The sequence below is a fragment of the Lentzea roselyniae genome, assembly GCF_039537795.1.
GTDB lineage: Bacteria > Actinomycetota > Actinomycetes > Mycobacteriales > Pseudonocardiaceae > Lentzea > Lentzea atacamensis.
On record NZ_BAABBE010000064.1, the window covers coordinates 1 to 17,901 of the forward strand.

Annotated in this window: 17 protein-coding genes and 1 pseudogene; 12 read left to right on the top strand and 6 right to left on the bottom strand. The window is 66.7% G+C overall.

Features of this window, described 5'->3' with window-relative positions:
• Positions 1 to 137: 137 nt before the first annotated feature.
• Genes ABFX45_RS44290 through ABFX45_RS44300 form a run of 3 tightly spaced genes read left to right on the top strand, consistent with a single transcriptional unit; the run spans position 138 to position 2,159 of the window.
• Positions 138 to 596: an RNA ligase family protein gene (locus ABFX45_RS44290; RefSeq protein WP_428834297.1), complete on the top strand. Its 459-nt coding sequence runs from the start codon at positions 138 to 140 to the stop codon at positions 594 to 596.
• Positions 589 to 1,722, top strand: coding sequence for an AAA family ATPase (locus tag ABFX45_RS44295; protein ID WP_346137132.1), 1,134 nt, complete (start codon positions 589 to 591; stop codon positions 1,720 to 1,722). The genes ABFX45_RS44290 and ABFX45_RS44295 overlap by 8 nt, the downstream gene beginning before the upstream one ends.
• Positions 1,723 to 1,778: 56 nt before the next feature.
• Positions 1,779 to 2,159: a hypothetical protein gene (locus tag ABFX45_RS44300; RefSeq protein ID WP_346137133.1), complete on the top strand. Its 381-nt coding sequence runs from the start codon at positions 1,779 to 1,781 to the stop codon at positions 2,157 to 2,159.
• A 172-nt stretch (positions 2,160 to 2,331) separates the two neighbouring features.
• Here ABFX45_RS44300 and ABFX45_RS44305 read toward each other — a convergent pair whose 3' ends face one another.
• On the bottom strand, positions 2,332 to 3,549 hold the full coding sequence (locus ABFX45_RS44305; RefSeq protein ID WP_170155230.1) for a DUF4142 domain-containing protein: 1,218 nt from the start codon (positions 3,547 to 3,549) through the stop codon (positions 2,332 to 2,334).
• A 271-nt stretch (positions 3,550 to 3,820) separates the two neighbouring features.
• Between ABFX45_RS44305 and ABFX45_RS44310 the strand changes: the two genes are divergently transcribed.
• The 3 genes from ABFX45_RS44310 to ABFX45_RS44320 all read left to right on the top strand — a co-directional run bounded on the left by ABFX45_RS44310 (position 3,821) and on the right by ABFX45_RS44320 (position 7,541).
• The gene (locus ABFX45_RS44310) at positions 3,821 to 4,348 is read left to right on the top strand and encodes a sigma-70 family RNA polymerase sigma factor (RefSeq protein ID WP_112229343.1); all 528 of its coding nucleotides are present in this window, start codon (positions 3,821 to 3,823) and stop codon (positions 4,346 to 4,348) included.
• Positions 4,349 to 4,400: 52 nt separating this feature from the next.
• Positions 4,401 to 4,778 carry a zf-HC2 domain-containing protein gene (locus ABFX45_RS44315; RefSeq protein WP_146231791.1) on the top strand — a complete coding sequence of 126 codons (378 nt, stop codon included), beginning with the start codon at positions 4,401 to 4,403 and terminating at the stop codon, positions 4,776 to 4,778.
• A 222-nt stretch (positions 4,779 to 5,000) separates the two neighbouring features.
• Positions 5,001 to 7,541, top strand: coding sequence for a BREX system ATP-binding domain-containing protein (locus tag ABFX45_RS44320; protein WP_346137134.1), 2,541 nt, complete (start codon positions 5,001 to 5,003; stop codon positions 7,539 to 7,541).
• On the opposite strand, the gene ABFX45_RS44325 is transcribed toward ABFX45_RS44320, so the two are convergent.
• The 3 genes and pseudogenes from ABFX45_RS44325 to ABFX45_RS44335 form a co-directional block, all read right to left on the bottom strand.
• Entirely contained in the window at positions 7,501 to 8,736 is a 1,236-nt protein-coding gene (locus tag ABFX45_RS44325; protein ID WP_346137135.1) for an MFS transporter, read from the bottom strand. The genes ABFX45_RS44320 and ABFX45_RS44325 overlap by 41 nt on opposite strands.
• Complete coding sequence (locus tag ABFX45_RS44330) at positions 8,736 to 8,969, bottom strand: hypothetical protein (RefSeq protein WP_346137136.1); 234 nt, start codon at positions 8,967 to 8,969, stop codon at positions 8,736 to 8,738. Before ABFX45_RS44330 ends, ABFX45_RS44325 begins: the two co-directional genes overlap by 1 nt.
• 59 nt (positions 8,970 to 9,028) lie before the next feature.
• Positions 9,029 to 9,508: pseudogene (locus ABFX45_RS44335) on the bottom strand (PEP/pyruvate-binding domain-containing protein); the annotation flags it as partial.
• Between ABFX45_RS44335 and ABFX45_RS44340 the strand changes: the two are divergent.
• Both ABFX45_RS44340 and ABFX45_RS44345 read left to right on the top strand, forming a co-directional pair.
• Positions 9,503 to 9,682: a hypothetical protein gene (locus ABFX45_RS44340; RefSeq protein ID WP_346137137.1), complete on the top strand. Its 180-nt coding sequence runs from the start codon at positions 9,503 to 9,505 to the stop codon at positions 9,680 to 9,682. The pseudogene ABFX45_RS44335 and the gene ABFX45_RS44340 overlap by 6 nt on opposite strands.
• An 18-nt stretch (positions 9,683 to 9,700) precedes the next feature.
• Entirely contained in the window at positions 9,701 to 10,756 is a 1,056-nt protein-coding gene (locus ABFX45_RS44345) for a hypothetical protein (RefSeq protein WP_346137138.1), read from the top strand.
• Between the two features lie 160 nt (positions 10,757 to 10,916).
• Here the strand turns inward: ABFX45_RS44345 and eda are convergent, their stop codons facing one another.
• Both eda and edd read right to left on the bottom strand, forming a co-directional pair.
• Entirely contained in the window at positions 10,917 to 11,564 is a 648-nt protein-coding gene (eda, locus tag ABFX45_RS44350; RefSeq protein WP_346137139.1) for a bifunctional 4-hydroxy-2-oxoglutarate aldolase/2-dehydro-3-deoxy-phosphogluconate aldolase, read from the bottom strand.
• 281 nt (positions 11,565 to 11,845) lie between these two features.
• Positions 11,846 to 13,702 carry a phosphogluconate dehydratase gene (gene edd / locus ABFX45_RS44355; RefSeq protein ID WP_346137140.1) on the bottom strand — a complete coding sequence of 619 codons (1,857 nt, stop codon included), beginning with the start codon at positions 13,700 to 13,702 and terminating at the stop codon, positions 11,846 to 11,848.
• Between the two features lie 227 nt (positions 13,703 to 13,929).
• On the opposite strand from edd, the gene ABFX45_RS44360 reads away from it, so the two are divergent.
• The 4 genes from ABFX45_RS44360 to ABFX45_RS44375 all read left to right on the top strand — a co-directional run bounded on the left by ABFX45_RS44360 (position 13,930) and on the right by ABFX45_RS44375 (position 17,693).
• On the top strand, positions 13,930 to 14,220 hold the full coding sequence (locus ABFX45_RS44360) for a hypothetical protein (RefSeq protein WP_109640511.1): 291 nt from the start codon (positions 13,930 to 13,932) through the stop codon (positions 14,218 to 14,220).
• Between the two features lie 84 nt (positions 14,221 to 14,304).
• Positions 14,305 to 15,069: a hypothetical protein gene (locus ABFX45_RS44365; protein WP_109640510.1), complete on the top strand. Its 765-nt coding sequence runs from the start codon at positions 14,305 to 14,307 to the stop codon at positions 15,067 to 15,069.
• 9 nt (positions 15,070 to 15,078) lie between these two features.
• A complete protein-coding gene (locus tag ABFX45_RS44370; RefSeq protein WP_109640653.1) occupies positions 15,079 to 16,947 on the top strand; it encodes a fumarate reductase/succinate dehydrogenase flavoprotein subunit in 1,869 nt (622 codons plus the stop codon).
• Positions 16,944 to 17,693, top strand: a complete 750-nt coding sequence (locus ABFX45_RS44375; RefSeq protein WP_109640509.1) for a succinate dehydrogenase/fumarate reductase iron-sulfur subunit — start codon at positions 16,944 to 16,946, stop codon at positions 17,691 to 17,693. The genes ABFX45_RS44370 and ABFX45_RS44375 overlap by 4 nt, the downstream gene beginning before the upstream one ends.
• Positions 17,694 to 17,901 lie beyond the last annotated feature (208 nt).

A 17,901-nucleotide genomic window follows, 5' to 3' on the forward strand; every position in this document is an offset into this window, starting at 1 on the left:
GTACCACGGCATGAAGCGGCTGCGTATTCGCTGGGAGCGCCGCGATGACATCCACGAAGCGTTCCTCGGCTTGGCAACCTGCATCATCTGCTACAGGCACATCAAGATCCTTTGATAGGAACTCTTACGGGGAATGGTTGTACGCCAAGCACACCGTGTTCTACGACGCGCTGCCGCACCACTTCTGCGAGTTCGACCTGCTCGACCGCGAAACCGGTGACTTCCTGTCCACACCGGAACGCCGCCGCGTGCTCGAAGGAGCGCCGGTGGTGTCCGTGCCGGTGCTGCACGAGGGCCCGTTGCGGACGTTGAAGGATCTGACGGCGCTGATCGGTCCGTCGACGTGCCGCACGCCCGCGTGGCGTGATGCGCTGGTCGAGGCGGCCCGTGCGGCGGGTCAGGATCCGGAAGTCGTTGTCGCGGAAACAGATTCCGACGACCACATGGAAGGCCTCTACATCAAGGTGGAGGAGAACGGCCGCACGGTCGAGCGCTACAAGTGGGTCCGGCCGACCTTCGTCACCGCCGTCCTGGACTCGGGCAGCCATTGGCAGGACCGCCCGATCCTGCCGAACAGGGTGGTGTCCCGTGTTTGAGCAACTCTGCCCGAATGGTCCACAGTGGACTCTGGATTGGAACGCCGTCCGGTCGGCGTTCGCATGGGTGCGCGCGCTGGAAGGCGTGCCGCAGGATCCGATTCATCACGCGGAAGGCGACGTCGCCACGCACACCCGCATGGCCTGCGAGGCGCTCGTCGCACTGCCGGAGTGGAGGGCGCGCCCGGAACCCGATCGCGTGCGCTTGTTCGCCACGGTGTTGCTCCACGACGTGGCGAAGCCGTTCCGCACCCAGATCGAAGACGGCCGGATCACCGCACACGGCCACTCCCGCGCCGGAGACCTGTTGGCACGCAAGGTGTTGTGGGAGATGGACCGGCCCATCGCCTGGCGCGAACACGTTGCCGCGCTGGTGCGCCACCACCAGGTGCCGTTCTGGGCGCTGGAACGCCCCGATCTCGACCGCATCGCGTTCCGGGTGAGCCTCGTCGCCCGCAACGACGACCTGGCGACGCTGGCCCGCGCCGACATCCTCGGCCGGATCTGCGGTGACACCGAATCCGTGCTGGACAACATCGCCCTGTTCGAGGAGTACTGCCGCGAGCGCGACTGCCTCGACCGCCCGCGCGAGTTCCCCTCCGACCACGCGCGGTTCCAGTACTTCCGCACCCCTGGCCGCGATCCGGACTACGCCGCCTACGACGACACCCGCGTCGAGGTGACCGTGCTGTCCGGCCTGCCTGGTGTCGGCAAGGATCATTGGATGGCCGCGAACCGGCCGGGCTGGCCGGTGGTGAGCCTCGACGCCGTGCGCGCACGGCTCGGCATCGCTCCCGACGGTGACCAACGCGCGGTAGCCGCCGCAGCCTTCGACGAAGCGCGGACGCTGCTGAGGGCAGGGGAGCGGTTCGTCTGGAACGCGACCAACATCTCCCGCCAGCTCCGCGAACGCTGCATCGGCCTGGCCGCCGACTACCGCGCCCGAGTCACGCTCATCGGCCTCGAAGCCCCGAAGACCGTGATCCACGCACGCAACCGCACCCGCCCCGAGCCGGTGCCGGCCGCGGTGATCGACCGGCTCGTCGGCAAGTGGGAGGCGGTTGATCTCACTGAAGCGCACGCCGTCGAACGGGTGGACACGGCACAAGTACCGACACGTACATAGTCCTGCCCCCGATGCCTCATACAAGGGAGCCTTGCCCACCCTTGGAGGCACGCGCCATGACCGACGTTCCGCTGACCAGATCCGTCCGCCTCATCTTCGAGTTCGCCGCAGACGGGGTCCGCCTCGTGGAGCAGCACCCGGTCAACATCACGGTCGGCCTGTCCCGCGACCACCAGGCCGGCGACTACGTGGAGGTCCGCGACCGCGACGGCCGCATCATCAGCCGCGTGCCGGTCCGGGTAGGCCTCGGCACCAGCGTCGAGACCTTCCCCCAAGATCCATATATCGGTTCGGACGCCCCGCGCGTCCTCACCGTCGTGGTGCCCGCCCCACCCGATGCCGACCACGTCGCTGTCGTCCGCGACAGCGAGCGCGGCGCCAACAGCACCACTCAGTCCGGCATCGAGGTTCTCGGCACGTTCCGCCTTCAACGTTGATTATGTCAACCTCCCACGCCGCTGACCTGCGCCCTAGCAATGAGTCTTTTGACGACGTCGTCAAAAGACTCATTGCTAGGGCAGGGAGGCGCGGTGCCGGCGGGCTGGCGGACGGCCCGCCGGGCGGTGATATATCGGATGGCGAGGGCTGCGGCCGATATATCGGTGGGAGTCAGCGTCGGTGCTCGCCGCGGTGGCCGATGGCGCGGACCAGCCAGAGCGTGCCCGCGCCGGCGACGACGAGGACGGCGATGCCGGTGAGGAAGCCGACGCTCGTGGGGGAGTCGTCCGGCTGGGGTGGCGGGCTGTTGTTGGACTTGGGCTGGGCGATGGCCGGGAAGTCGGTCATCTGAAGGGAGTTCGCCTTCACCAGGCCCGTGCCCTCCAGCAGAAGCATGTGCTTGAGCAGGAGCGTGAGACCGGTCTGTGCGGCTACCCGCGCCGGGACGCTCTTGGTCGTCGCGCGCGCCTGGGCGACCTGGACGATGAGCGAGCCGTCGGCGGCACGCGACAGGTTCGCGTACATGCGGTCGAGCTCCTCACCCGAGCTGGACGAGATGGCGTTCGCCCACGACTTCTGTTCGGTCGTCGGTTCAGCCGGGAGATCAACGCCGATCTGGCCGGCCGCCTCGTTGACCGCGGCGGTGAGCTGGGTGTGCTCTGCGGCGAGCTGGCCCGCGACCTTGCGGACCTTCGCGTCACGGGCGCGGTCGGAGCTCTCGCGGCTCGCCGGTTTCTGCCAAAGCGAATGCTGCATGAGCAGAACGAGCAATTCCCGGTCCGAAGGTTCGACGTTCTGACCGATGACGCGAACTGCGTTCAGCTGAGCCTTGGCCGTCACCAATTCGAGCGCGGACGGGTCGACCAGGCCGGTGTTCTCCAGGACCGTCATCGTGCGGATCAGCATTTGCACCGTTTGGTGGGCGAGCGTGCGAATTGCTGTGTTCTGCGTCGTGGCGCGCGTTTGTGTCGCCATTACGAGAAGCCCGCCCTGTGCCTGCCGGATGATCGTCGCGTAGGCGCGGTCGTGGTTGTCGCCGGTGCGTCCGGCCATCTCGTTGATGAGTGACTGGTGTTCACTGTTCGCGTCGTTCGGCAGTACCACGCCGAACTCGCCGGCAGTTTTGAGCAGATCGACGTCGAGTCGGGAATGTCCTTCGAAGATATCCTTTCCTGCGTTGCTGATTCCTGCATTGGTGGTGCGTGCCGGAACCTCTTTGCTGACAGGGATCAACCACGAGTTTGCTTGCCGCAGAGATACCATGAAAGAGCGGTCTGGCGGTTGCACGTCTGTGGACTGCGCAGTCGCGGGGACTGCTCCGATGAATGCCCCCAAAAATACCGTTGATGTGACGGCGAAAAGCGCTGCGTGCTGTCCCAGCGTGCCCAACCGGTGACGCATAGTGCCCGTTCCCTCCCGCGATCGAGCTGCCTTCAAAGGTGATACGCGCTGGTTGGGCTGGGGTTCACGACGCATGCGGACCTGTCGATGTGACGTGCATCACAGTAAGATCTGCGAACCATTCGCGCCATATTTACGTACCCGAGAGGATTTCGCGTTCCCGTTGTAGGATGCATGGGATTCCATGCTCGGCCACCGAGTCGCTAGGCCTGCCGCCCGAAGCGAGACGTCGCCGATATCTGGGGAGGGCGCAAGCTTCATGGTTGATCAGGTCAGGGTTGCTGAAGCCCATCAGGACGAGGAATTGCTGACGTTGCTCTACGGGCAGTTCCAGCGGATGTTGTTCTCCCAGGTCCTGTGTCTGACCAACTACGACCGTCAATGGACCGAGGATGTCGTCCAGGAGACGTTGATCAGGGCTTGGCAGAACTCCGAGCATCTTGTTCGTGAACCGGGGATGTTGCGCGGATGGCTTTGTACCGTCGCTCGTCGCATTGTGATCGACGGATGGCGCAGCCGGCAGGCGCGCCCACAGGAAGTCGAATTGCTTCGTCCGGACATCGCCGAATCTCCCGACGACACGGAACAGACACTTTCGGTGATGGTCATTACCGAAGTTGTACGCCAATTGAGTGACGAACACCGTTCAGCTATCTACGAAACGTATGTCATGGGTCGGACGGTGAAGGAGGCAGCGGTCGTTCTCGGAGTCCCGGAAGGAACCGTCAAGTCCCGGCTGTACAAGGCGATGCACACCATTCGCCGGGCGCTGCAGGACAGGAGCTAGCGTGATGGTGACACGTCAACCACATCACGAGCACGTGTACGTAGTAGGAGCCGTGGACGACGAAAGCCGCACGGGCCCAGACGGGCCGTGCGGTGACGTTGCGGCGTATGTGCTCGGGGTCCTCGAACCCGCGCAGCATGTGATCTTCTCCCGGCACCTAACCGGGTGCGAGAGCTGCCAGGGCGACGCGGCCGACTTCGGCGTGTTCGCGCCGACGCTGCGTCAGGTCGTCAGTCAGCCGACGGAACAACAGCCGTGCCACATCAGCCGCAGCATCCTGCTGGTGGCGGCAGGCGTCGTGGTGGCCATCGCCGCGGTGCTGTCGGTCGTGGAGTCGCTGTCCTCGCACGCCGAGCCGGCCGAGTTCGGCTCTCTGACCCGCGCGGCCTCTGTGCACGGTGAGCCGTTTCCGCTGTTCCGTCACGTGTGAGCCGGTGGCCGGGCCGATGAGCAGGCAGGCGAGGCGGAGCCATCCGCGCATCAGCCTGGCCCAGATCATCGGTCGCTCCCGCACAGCTCACAGTTCCGTTCACCGTTACCTGTGGGTAAGTTTGCCCGACGACGAAGCGCAGGTCTTTACGGTCCGCACCGAAGGAACACCGAAACCTTCGAGCCGCGGTCCTCTCGGTACCGAAGGCAGGGGTACGTAGAGGTGACATCTCCACTACTCGGCCGGGACGCGGAACTCGCAGCTCTCGGACGTTTGCTCGATGACGCACTGCGGGGGACGGCATCCTGCGTGGTCGTCACCGGGGGCTTCGGCATCGGCAAGTCCGCGCTGCTCGACGCGTTCACCGCCGAGGCGCGGGAGCGCGGCTTCACCGTCCGCCTGGCCAAGAGCGCCCGGCTGGAGAGCCACTTACCGGGTGCGGTGGTGCGGCAGCTCGCGCCGTGCCTCGCGAACGAACGTGACCTCGAAGAGCTGTACGCCCGTGCCGCGAGCTCCGCGCGCAAGGCACCGATCCTTATGGTCGTCGACGACGTCCACGTCGCCGACACCTTCTCCAAGCGCGCGCTCGCCTACCTGCGACCACGCCTGCATGGCATGCCGGTCGTCATGGCTCTCGGTGCCTCCCAGGGCTACCTCTCCACGGACGAGGTGACGCTGCCCGAGATCGCCGGCGCCCACCCGCACCGCATCGACCTCGCCGGCCTCGACGTCACGGCAATCGCGCAACTCACCAAAGACTTCCCGGACAGGGACCCGCAGCGCTGCCACGAGCTCACCGGCGGCAACCCGTACCTGTTGCAGGCCCTGCTCCGTGAGGAAGGCGAGGGCTCGGCCGCGGTCGGCGAGATGATCGGCATGCGGCTGCGCGAGTACACCGGCGCCGCCGAAGTCGCCCGATCCGCCGCGGTGCTGGACGGTGACGCCGGTCTCGAACTGCTGTCCGCGCTGACCGGGTTCGACGCGCTACCCGCCGTCGACACGCTCGTCCGCCTCGGGGTGCTCGCCGACACCGACCCGTTGACGTTCCGGCATCCGTTCGTGCGCAACAGCATCCTCGCCGACATGCCGGTCGCCGTCCGTTCCGCGGCACACGCCCGCGCTGCCTGGCTGCTGTTCGAGTCGGACGCCCCGGACGAACGCGTCGCCGAGCACGTGCTGAAGGCCAGGTCCGTCCGCCTGCCGTGGTCGGTGGACCTGCTGCGCGAGGTCGGCGGCATAGAGCACCTCGAACGGGCGCTCGACGAACACCTGTCCGATGAGGACCGCCTGGCGATCGAGGTCGAGCTCGGCCACGCCGAACACCTCAAGAACAACAGGGAAGGCCGTGACCGGGTCCGGGACGCGCTGACCGCCTGCGAGGACCCGCACCTCGCGGCGAACGTCGCGCTGTCGTTGATCCAGAACATGTGCACCGGCTCGGACGCGCACTTCGCGGTGTCGCTGGCGATCATGGTGATCGCCCGGCTGCTGCCGGAGGACCGCGACCTGGTCTGGCACCTCGTCTGCACGACCTATCTCCTCTCCGCCAACCGCGACGCCCAGATGGCCCACTGCGCCGGCAAGTACTTCGACGACCTCGTCGGCGACATCCCGCAGGACCCGAACCTGAAGCGCGCGCGGTCGGCGTTGCTCGCGGTCGGCAACGCCCGCAGTGGCGACTCGTCCGCGGAAGCCGTCGAGCACGCGCTGGACGCGCTCGACGGCGAGTGGGTCGACGTCTTCGGCGAGCCCTACCTGTTCACGTTCTTCGTGCCGGTGCTCGCCGACGATCCGGCGCACATCAACAAGCTGTGGCTCTCGCACAGCACCGCGCCGGTCTCACACGACCCGCACCTGCGCCGCGGAATGCTGAGCATGATCGCTCGCGCCGCCGCCTTCCACAACAGCGGTGATCTGGCCCGTGCGTACACGTTCCTGACGCCACCGGTGGCGACCGGCAACACGGAATGCCCCTCGGTCCTGCTGGCCTCGGCGAAACTCGCCGAGGTGTGCATCGAGATGGGGCAGTTCGACGAGGCGGCTCCGCTCGTCACCGAAGACGGCGACCTGTTGCAGCACATCAACGTCTGTTACGCCCGCGGCCGGCTGAAGCTCGCGTCCTGCCACGCGGAGGGCGCGCTGGAAGACCTGTTGGAGGCGGGCCGGCGACTCGCGGCACGCGAGATGCCCAACCCGGCACTGCTGGCGTGGCGTCACCACGCCGTGCGCGCGTACCTGGCGCTGGGCAACCGTGACGACGCTGCCCGGCTCGCGCACGAGGAGCTGGACCTGGCCAAGCGGTGGGGTTCGACGCGCGTCATCGGGACCGCGTTGATGAGCGTTGGCATCAGCACGGACGACATCGATGTCCTCGTTGAGGCGGAACAGCTTCTCGCTTCGTCACCGCACCGGCTGCTGCACGCACAGTCGTTGTACTGGCTCGGCCACCACCTGCGCCGCAAGGGCCGTACCGAAGCCGCGGCCCCGCATCTGCGCCGTGCCTTCGACCTCGCCCGCCAGCTCAGCGCGCACCCGCTGGCGAAGCTCGCCGGGGACGAGGTCCGCGACAAGGACGACCAGGTGCAGGGCCTGACCAGGCAGGAGAACAGGGTCGCGCGGATGGCGGCGCAGGGCCTGACGAACCGGCAGATCGCCGAGACCCTGCACCTGACCCGCCGCACGGTGGAGCTGCACCTGTCGAGTGCCTACCGCAAGCTCGGCATCACGGGACGAGCTGAGCTCGTCGCCGCCTTGTGGTCCTGACCGCGATCAGCAACCCTGCCAGCAAGGCCATCAGGATCACGGTGACGGCGGACGAGAGCACCAGGAACTCGTTGAGCCGCCCGCCGGCGAGGTAGGCACCGAGCGCGACCGCGACGACCGCGCACACGGCACGGTCCATGATGGACTCCATCGAGAGAAGCGTTGCACGGTAACGGGAATCCGGGATCGCGTCGTTGAGCAGCTTCTTCTGGATGGGGAAGCTCATGCCCGCCGTCACGGAGAACAGGCACAGCAACACGATCGTCACAACACCGCCTGAGGGCACGACGAAGCCGATCGACAACGCCATCACGACGGTCAGCAGGAACACCGACTTCGCGGGCCCGATCTTCTTCGACAGCCAGTGCGGGCGCGCGGCGGCGACCGCCTCGAAGATCGTCATCGCGGCGAGCACCGAGCCGTACCAGTTGACCGAGACGTGCTTCGACTCCAGCACCGGCTGGAACAGGTTGACCTGCAGGATCCGGACCAGTGTGAACATCGCGATGCCCTGGATCATCAACAGCAGCAGCCAGCGGGACTTGCGCAGCGCCCCGAACGCGCCGCCGACGCCGGCGAGCAGCTTCGAAGTCTTGCCCGCCGGTCGTTCCCAACCAGGAATCGGCGGCAGCTTCAGTGCGAGCACCACCGCGATCGCGGCGTTGATCGCGGTGAGCCAGTACGGCGACGGCATGTTCCACTGCATTAGCAGGCCGATCACCGGCCAGTACACGATCTTGCCGACCAGGCTGTACGAGCGGCCGACGCCCTCGACCTTGAGGTAGAGGTGCCCGGCGTTGTGCGCGTTGAGGTACTCGTACAGATACGCGCTCTGTGCGCCGGAGATCAGCGACCTGGCCAGCGCGATCAGCAGGAAGTGGATCAGAAACCCGGTGTAGTTGCCCGCGAACACCGGCACCATGTTCGCGACGACCAGCACGCTCGCGCCGAGCCACAACGACGTGCGGTAGTCGAAGCGGTCCGCGACCATGCCGGTCGGGATCTCCATGAGGCAGAACGCGATGTAGTAGATCGACTGGATGCCGAAGATCTCGGCGTCGGAGAGCCCCAGCTGCTTCTGGTACTCGTAGAAGATCGGGATCCACAGCAGCAGCCCGAAGAAGAACTGGAAGCCGTACGTCAGGCGGACGGCACGCGCCACTTCCGGAGTCGCCGGTACGCGAAGACCCAGCATCAGATCGAGTACGGCCGCAGCTGCAGGACGTACAGGATCTCGTCGGTGGCGAGCCACTCGATGTCGACCGGCGAGTCGAACGTGTAGTCCGGCGAGAAGTGCGACTGCAGCAACCGGCCCACGATCGCGAGCCGCTGCAGCTGCGCGTGCCCCTTGACGTCCAGGTCCTCCTTGGCGTCGCCGAGGGAAACCGTGCGGCCGCCACCCTCCACAGTGGAGTAGAGGTACTGCATGGCTGCTTCGAGCCCTCGACGACGTCGGTGACGTTCGGCGAGACGTTGATGTAGACGTTGCGGAAGTCGTTGCGGTTCATGGGGTTCGTGGTGACCATGACGCCGCCGCAGTCCGCGTCGACCTGCTCCTGGATCACGACGCCCATGAAGCAGTCGTCGAGCGAGATACCTGCCTGCTGTCGCAGCCGCACGCTGCGCGCGGAGACGAGGGACGCCCACACCTCCTTGACCGACTCCACGATCTTCTCGGCGCTGGTGACGTGGTTGTACGACTCGTAGATGCCCGCTGCGGAGAACCCGGCGAGGTCCTCGGCGTTCGACGAGCTGCGCACCACGAACGTCCTGACACCCGCGAGGTTCTCGACGAGTGCGGTGTCCAGCTCGGACAGCAGGTAATCAGGCACGCGTGTCTTGCGGATCAGCTGCTGCAGCTCGACGCACAACGGCTCGATCTCGCGGGCGTTGAGCTCCAGCGCCATCTTCAGCTTGCCGATGGCCTGCTGGATCTTCGGCGACGACTCCAGGAAGCCCTGGTGCATCGAGAACGGCAACGCGACGCCGCGCGGCACCCGCACCCGTTCCGCGAGCAGCTGCTGCGCGGCGGCGAGCAGGTCGGCGTCTTCGTCTTTGCCGAGGAGTTTCGCCAGGTAGGGGATGAGGTTGTCGCGCGGCGGACGCGGCACCGAGAAGAAACCCAGCAGCCGGCGTGGTGACTCGGCCGCGAGCACGTGGTGCAGCTCGCCGAGGTTCGCGGCCTTGGTCCCGTAGCGATGGCTGTCGTTGTAGCGGATCTTGCTGAGGTTGAGGATCGGGTTGTAGGTGTCCTCGGGCTCTTCGAGCGTGACGCGCTGCGCGTACCAGGCGGGCCGCTGGCCGAGATCGTCCGGCTCGTCGATCAGCCGCAGTCCGACCGAGGCGCCCTTGGCCGACACCTCGTACTCGACCCACTGGCCGTCGAGGTCCTCCCGGTCGATCAGGTCGAACGCGCCGATCTGGATGGCGTTCGGAATGGACCAGCCGGTCGCCAGAACGTTCGTGTGCGACAGGGGAGTGGTGTGGCTCGCGTTGATGATGCCGGCGAGCCGCGGAATGTCGTCGGGAACGCGGTGCATCACGACGATGTCGAACCACTCCAGCGTGTTCTCCCGGTACTCCTGCTCGGTGCGAAATGCGCGCAACCGGCCCTTCGCCGTGCCCGGGTTCAACGCCACGAACTCGGCGGTGGAGAACAATTCGTGCGCGAGGATCCGTGGAAGCCTTTCCACGGGAAGCTCCGCGACTTCCTGCTCCTGGAGATGGTTGGCGGGCTTGAAGAACAACTGCACCGCGGCGTCGACGTTCCTGCGCACTTCCGCGTAGAAGAACTCGATCATATCGGCCGACATGGTGTCGACCTCGACCGTCTCCAGCGAGAACATGCGCTTGTCCTCGCGCTTGTGCAGCGACAGGATGCCGAGGAAGAACCGCCGGTCAGGGGAGTGGTAGAAGCTCTGGTTGAACTCGTCGATCCGTGCACGCATCTCCTGCTCGCCGATGCCGAGGATCTCCTGGCCGATGTAGACCGCGTGGAACTCGTGGCGCGCGTTGTTCAAGAAGTGGATCGTCTCGTTGTGTCGGTCGACGACCACCTTGACGAAGGAATAACCACCCAGACTGCCGGACAGCTGGTTGAACGCCGACATGGTCAGCTGTTCTCCGACCAACCCCGCCACGTCGGCTTCCTGGACAGCCACATCCGCTCCTCTCTTGCGCCATTGCAACGAGCGAGTGTGACACCGGGGAGGTGAGCGTTATTCCGGAAGAAATCTCAACTGGCGGCTGTTCGGCTCGCCTTTCCTCAAACCCCGATCAATCAGAGACCGGCGTCACCACCTGTTGGGGGAAGAATCCAACGTGGTGGAACGCCGGTCTCGTGATGTGAGCCGAATTTCCGGTTCGTGACCTGGGTTACCCGAGCCGGCTCGCCTCACGGGCGAGGGTCTCGATGCGGTCCCAGTCGCCGTTCGCGAGGGCGTCCTTCGGTGCCAGCCACGAGCCACCGACGCAGCCGACGTTCGGCAGCGCGAGGTAGGCCGGCGCGGTCTGAGGCGTGATGCCGCCGGTCGGGCAGAACTTCACGTGCGGGATCGGCCCGCCGATCGACTTCAGGTAGTCGACGCCACCCGCGGCCTCGGCCGGGAAGAACTTCAGCGCGGACAGCCCGCGCTCGGCCAGCCGCATCACCTCGGACACGGTCGCCGCACCCGGCAGGTACGGCAGCCCGATCGCGTCGGCCGCGTCGAGCACACGGTCGGTCGTGCCGGGGGTGACGAGGAACGCCGCCCCGGCCTTCGCCGCCTGCTCGGCGTGCTCGGGTGCCGTGACGGTGCCCGCGCCGATCACGATCTCCGGCACCTCGCGGGCGACGTTCTCGATCGCGGCGAGTGCAGCCGGGGTGCGCAGCGTGAGCTCGATGACGCGGACGCCACCGCGCAACAGCGCCTGGGCGAGCGGCACGGCGTGGTCGGCGTCGTCGACCACGACGACCGGGATGACGGGCGAGAGCGCGAGCAGGTCGGCGCCGGTGGTCGCTCCGAGATTGTCGCCGTTGGCCACGGTGTCACTCCTTGATCGAAAACCGATATATCGCATGCTGCCACACGCCATCGCACCCCACCCGGATGCAAAAAACGTTTGCGGACGAAGTCAAAAGACTCATTGCAAGGGTGGGCGAGGGTGGATGGGCGGGGCGGGCGGTGGTGAGGTCGGCGGGCGGGTTGGGTCGAGCATCTCCGTCCCTTTGCAATGGGTCTTTTGACGACGAAGTCCAAAGGGTCATTGCTAAGGGCCAGGTCAGCGGCTTGGGTGGAGCCAATATATTGGTGGTGCGGGCGGGGCTAGTGGTGCGTGACCGGGGCGAAGTGGTCGGCGGTGATGGGGCCGAACACCGTCGCGCCGCGGTCGGCAGGTCCGACGGTACGACGCAATGCGGCGAACAGCTCGCGACCGGTGCCGACCCATTCCCGGCCCGTCGGGGGGAAGTCCACGAGCGGGCGCGAGGCGAGCTCCTCCGCGGACACGTGGACTTCGAGGGTGCCGGCGGTGGCGTCGAGACGGACGATGTCGCCGTCCCGGACCCGGCCGAGCGGGCCGCCGACCGCGGCCTCCGGGGTCAGCTGGATGGCGGCGGGGATCTTGCCCGAGGCGCCGGACATGCGGCCGTCGGTCACCAGGGCGACCTTGTAGCCGCGGTCCATCAGGACGCCGAGGGGCGGGGTCAGCTTGTGCAGCTCGGGCATGCCGTTGGCCTGGGGGCCCTGCTGGCGGACGACGACGACCACATCGCGGTCGAGCTCGCCTGCCTTGAAGGCCTCCTGGAAGGCCTCCTGCGTGGTGAACACGCGGGCGGGTGCCTCGACGACGTGGTTCTCGGACGCCACCGCGGAGACCTTGATGACCGAGCGGCCGAGGTTGCCGGAGAGCATCCGCAGACCGCCGTCGGAGGCGAACGGGTCCGAGACCGGGCGCAGGACGTCGAGGTCGAGCGAACGGCCGGGGCTGTCGACCCAGACCAGCTCGCCGTCGGTCAGCATCGGCTCCTGGCGGTAGCGGTCGAGGCCGTGACCCGCCACGGTGTTGACGTCGTTGTGCAGCAGGCCGGCGTCCAGCAGCGTTCCGACCACGAACTGGACGCCGCCGGCGGCCTGGAAGTGGTTGATGTCGGCGCTGCCGTTCGGGTAGACCCGCGCGATTAGCGGCACGACTGCGGACAGGTCCGAGAAGTCGTCCCAGCTCAGCTCGATGCCCGCGGCGGCGGCGATCGCGACCAGGTGCATCGTGTGGTTCGTGGAGCCGCCGGTCGCCAGCAGTGCGACCACGCCGTTGACCACGGCCTTCTCGTCGACGATGTGCGCGATCGGCGTGTAGTGCTCGCCCTTGGCCATCTCGACCGCGCGGCGGCCGGCGTGCTCGGTGAGGGCGCGACGCAACGACGTGCCCGGCGGGACGAACGAGGCGCCTGGCAGGTGCAGGCCCATGACCTCGACGACCATCTGGTTCGAGTTCGCGGTGCCGTAGAACGTGCAGGTGCCGGGGGAGTGGTACGAGGCGGCCTCGGCTTCGAGCAGGTCCTCGCGCGTTGCCTTGCCCTCCGCGTAGAGCTGCCGGACGCGAGCCTTCTCCTTGTTCGACAGGCCCGTCGCCATCGGGCCCGCGGGCACCAGGATCGACGGCAGGTGGCCGAACGACAGCGCGCCGATCAGCAGGCCCGGCACGATCTTGTCGCAGACGCCCAGCAGGACCGCGGCGTCGAACATCTCGTGCGACAGGGCGACGCCGGTGGACATCGCGATGACGTCGCGGCTGAACAGCGACAGCTCCATGCCCTCGCGGCCCTGGGTGATGCCGTCGCACATGGCGGGCACGCCGCCCGCGAACTGGGACACGCCGCCGGCGGTGCGGACCGCGTCCTTGATCCAGGCCGGGTACTCCTGGAACGGCTGGTGGGCCGACAGCATGTCGTTGTAGGACGACACGATCGCGACGTTGGACTTGCGCAACGCCCGCAGCGCCGCCTTGTCGCCACCGGTGATTCCGGCGAAGCCGTGCGCCAGGTTGCTGCACGCGAAGCCGGACCGGGAGGTACCGTCCTGCGCGGCCGTTGCCACACGTTCGAGGTACACGCGGCGCGAGTCAGCGCTGCGGGCGGCGATCCGGCGTGTGACCTCTGTCAGTACGGGATGCAGTTGGCTCATGGGTTTCTCCGGGTCATCACGGGCCGTGGTGGGGCCCTCACGAGACGACAACGGTGGCGTCCCACGGACGGGCGTGACGCCACACACAGTAAGTCATGGCTGGTCGTAGACACAAAAACGATTCAGTAACTGGGAAGGAACCAGTTTTGAATCTTGGCGTGTGGTGCTTGTCACATGGCTTGAGATTGGGCAGAGTGCGGGGCACGACCTTGGAACGGAGGTGTCCCATGACGTCCACGGAGATCGTCGAACTGCGCCGGGTCATCGGTCAGATGCGGCACTGCGTCAGCTCCTTGCGCGCCAGGTACGGCGACGTGGCGGCTGTCCAACGCCTTGCCAACGACGTTGAACGCATGGACATCGACGCCACCGAACTCGTCGACCTCAGCACCCCGAGGCAGCGGGAAGCGCCTCAAGTGGAACGCGAGGTCGTGGTCGTGCCCGACACGCCCTACGACGAGTCGTTGTGGAAGGACGCAGACGACGAAGGACTCGGTGGCTACCGCAACCGGACCTGAGCCGAGCTGATCACACGGCCCCCGCCTGACGCGGGGGCCGTATGCGTTCCTCCACAACGACGTGGACCCCCAGAAAGGTGAGTAATGGCGAGGGCAGAGATCGCCGCCAGGACTCTGCGCACGGACCGATGGTGGTTGCCGCCGCTGACGACCTTCGTCGGCCTGCTGCTCATCTCGATCTACGCGGCGTTCCGCACGTTCCAGGGGGACTACTACTGGGTCGACCAGTACCACTACCTCACACCGATGTACTCGCCGTGCCTCACCGAGGAGTGCGTCCCCGCGGCCTCGCACTTCGGTCAGTGGTTCCCGGCGCTACCGGGCTTCCTGACCCCACCGGTGATCATCATCCCGTTCCTGCTGGGGTTCCGGATCACCTGTTACTACTACCGCAAGGCCTACTACCGGGCGGCCTGGGCGTCGCCGCCCGCGTGCGCCGTGGCCGAGCCGCACAGCAAGTACACCGGCGAGACCCGGTTCCCGCTGATCGCGCAGAACCTGCACCGCTACTTCTTCTACGCGGCCTCGATCCTGCTGCTGATCAACATCTACGACGCGGTCCTCGCGTTCGGCACCGGCGTCGGCCTGGGCAACATCATCCTGCTCGTCAACGTGGCTCTGCTGGGCGCGTACACGCTGTCGTGCCACTCGTGCCGCCACATCGCGGGCGGGCGGCTCAAGCACTTCTCCAAGCACCCGGTCCGGTACTGGATGTGGACCCAGATCTCGAAGCTGAACAACCGGCACATGCTGCTCGCGTGGGCTTCGCTGATCTTCGTCTGCCTCACCGACCTCTACGTCGCGCTGGTCGCCTCGGGAACGATCTCCGACCTCCGCTTCATCAACTAAGGAGTGGTTTTGCCCGAGCTGGAAAGGCATTCGTTCGACGTCCTCGTGATCGGCGCGGGTGGTGCCGGTCTGCGTGCCGCGATCGAGGCCCGTGAGCACGGCATGCGCACCGCGGTTCTCTGCAAGTCGTTGTTCGGCAAGGCCCACACGGTGATGGCGGAGGGTGGCATCGCCGCCGCCATGGGCAACGTGAACTCGTCGGACAACTGGCAGGTGCACTTCCGCGACACCATGCGCGGCGGCAAGTTCCTCAACAACTGGCGGATGGCCGAGCTGCACGCGCAGGAGGCACCGCAACGGGTCTGGGAACTGGAGACGTACGGCGCGCTGTTCGACCGCACCAAGGACGGCCGCATCTCGCAGCGCAACTTCGGTGGCCACGAGTACCCGCGCCTCGCCCATGTCGGTGACCGCACCGGTCTCGAACTGATCCGCACGCTGCAGCAGAAAATCGTTTCGCTGCAACAGGAGGACTACAAGGAGTTCGGCGACTACGAGGAACGCCTGCGGGTGTTCCAGGAGTTCACCGTCACCGACCTCGTCAAGGACGGCGACCGCATCGCCGGCGCGTTCGGCTACTGGCGCGAGTCCGGCAGGTTCGTGCTGTTCGAGGCACCGGCGGTGATCCTCGCGACCGGCGGCATCGGCAAGTCGTTCAAGGTCACCTCGAACTCGTGGGAGTACACCGGCGACGGCCACGCGCTGGCACTGCGCGCGGGCGCCTCGCTGATCAACATGGAGTTCATCCAGTTCCACCCCACCGGGATGGTCTGGCCGCCGTCCGTGAAGGGCATCCTCGTCACCGAGTCCGTCCGCGGTGACGGTGGCGTGCTGCGCAACTCCGACGGCAAGCGGTTCATGTTCGACTACATCCCCGAGGTGTTCAAGGACAAGTACGCCGACAACGAGGAGGAAGCCGACCGCTGGTACACCGACCAGGCCAACAACCGGCGCCCACCGGAGCTGCTGCCGCGGGACGAGGTCGCGCGGGCCATCAACTCCGAGGTGAAGGCCGGCCGCGGGTCACCGCACGGCGGCGTTTTCCTCGACGTGTCAACACGTCTGCCCGCCGAGGAGATCCGGCGCAGGCTGCCGTCGATGCACCACCAGTTCAAGGAGCTGGCGGACGTCGACATCACCGCGCAGCCGATGGAAGTCGGACCGACCTGCCACTACGTGATGGGCGGCGTCGAGGTCGACCCGGACACCGGATCCTCTTCCGTGCCAGGCCTTTACGCCGCCGGTGAGGTGTCCGGTGGCATGCACGGCTCGAACCGGCTGGGCGGCAACTCGTTGTCGGACCTGCTCGTGTTCGGCCGGCGCGCCGGTGCGGGAGCCGCGGAGTACGTGCGGGCGATGGACGAACGCCCTGTCGTGGCCGAGGAAACCATCACGGAAGCGCGGGCGACGGCGCTCAAGCCGTTCCAGCAGGAGGGCGGCGAGAACCCGTACACGCTGCACATGGAGCTGCAGCAGTCGATGAACGACCTCGTCGGCATCATCCGCCGCGCCGGTGAGATGGAAGAGGCGTTGCAGCGGCTGGAGAAGCTCAAGGAACGGGCCCAGTCGCTGACGGTCGAGGGACACCAGCAGTTCAACCCGGGCTGGCATCTCGCGCTCGACCTGAGGAACATGTTGCTCGTGTCGGAATGCGTGGCGAAGGCGGCGCTGCTGCGCACGGAGTCCCGGGGTGGCCACACCCGCGACGACCACCCGTCGATGGACGCCGAGTGGCGGCGGAAGCTGCTGGTCTGCAGGGCTTCCGGTGACGGGGCCGTCGTGGAGGAGAAGCCGCAGATCCCGATCCGCAGCGACCTGCTGGACCTGTTCGAACGCACCGAGCTGGAGAAGTACCTCACCGCCGAGGAGTTGTCATGAGCTACCAGGGGAAGTTCCGGGTGTGGCGCGGTGACGACTCCGGCGGCGCGCTGGAGGACTTCACCGTCGAGGTCAACGAGGGTGAGGTGGTGCTCGACATCATCCACCGGCTGCAGGCAACGCAGGCACCGGACCTCGCGGTGCGGTGGAACTGCAAGGCGGGCAAGTGCGGGTCGTGCTCCGCGGAGATCAACGGCCGCCCGCGCCTGCTGTGCATGACGCGGATGTCGGTCTTCGACGAGTCGGAGACGATCACCGTCACGCCGATGCGGACGTTCCCGATCATCCGCGACCTCGTCACCGACGTGTCCTTCAACTACACCAAGGCGCGGGAGGTCCCGTCGTTCGCGCCGCCGAAGGACCTGGCCCCCGGCGAGTACCGGATGCAGCAGGTCGACGTCGAGCGCTCGCAGGAGTTCCGCAAGTGCATCGAGTGCTTCCTGTGCCAGAACACCTGCCACGTGGTGCGTGACCACGAGGAGAACAAGGAAGTGTTCTCGGGGCCGCGGTTCCTCATGCGGGTCGCCGAGCTGGAGATGCATCCGCTCGACACGGCCGACCGCGTCGACCAGGCGCAGGACGACCACGGGCTCGGGTACTGCAACATCACCAAGTGCTGCAGCGAGGTGTGCCCCGAGCACATCCACATCACCGACAACGCGCTCATTCCCATGAAGGAGCGCGTGGCCGACCGCAAGTACGACCCGATCGTCTGGCTCGGGAACAAGCTGTTCAGGCGTTCGTAGCAACCATCGTCGCGTGGGCCGGGGATCGTACAACCGGCCCACGGGACGGCGGTGGTGTTTTCCCTCATTTGCCACGTTCGTGGTTTTCCTCCCCGCTTTCGGCGCACCGATGCCGTTGGCCGGTGCTGTACTGACGGCGGATCGCATTGAGCGGTCCGGTACGAAAATGGGGGAACGGAAATGCGAAAGCTGTTCGCCGCCGGTGTGG

What these genes read in the sequence shown, in the direction of transcription:
- ABFX45_RS44300 (WP_346137133.1), top strand. Translation starts at nt 1,779, where the DNA reads ATGACCGACGTTCCGCTGACCAGATCCGTCCGCCTCATCTTCGAGTTC.
- ABFX45_RS44310 (WP_112229343.1), top strand. Translation starts at nt 3,821, where the DNA reads ATGGTTGATCAGGTCAGGGTTGCTGAAGCCCATCAGGACGAGGAATTG.
- ABFX45_RS44325 (WP_346137135.1), bottom strand. Translation starts at nt 8,736, where the DNA reads ATGCTGGGTCTTCGCGTACCGGCGACTCCGGAAGTGGCGCGTGCCGTC.
- ABFX45_RS44330 (WP_346137136.1), bottom strand. Translation starts at nt 8,969, where the DNA reads ATGCAGTACCTCTACTCCACTGTGGAGGGTGGCGGCCGCACGGTTTCC.
- edd (WP_346137140.1), bottom strand. Translation starts at nt 13,702, where the DNA reads ATGAGCCAACTGCATCCCGTACTGACAGAGGTCACACGCCGGATCGCC.
- ABFX45_RS44360 (WP_109640511.1), top strand. Translation starts at nt 13,930, where the DNA reads ATGACGTCCACGGAGATCGTCGAACTGCGCCGGGTCATCGGTCAGATG.
- ABFX45_RS44365 (WP_109640510.1), top strand. Translation starts at nt 14,305, where the DNA reads ATGGCGAGGGCAGAGATCGCCGCCAGGACTCTGCGCACGGACCGATGG.
- ABFX45_RS44375 (WP_109640509.1), top strand. Translation starts at nt 16,944, where the DNA reads ATGAGCTACCAGGGGAAGTTCCGGGTGTGGCGCGGTGACGACTCCGGC.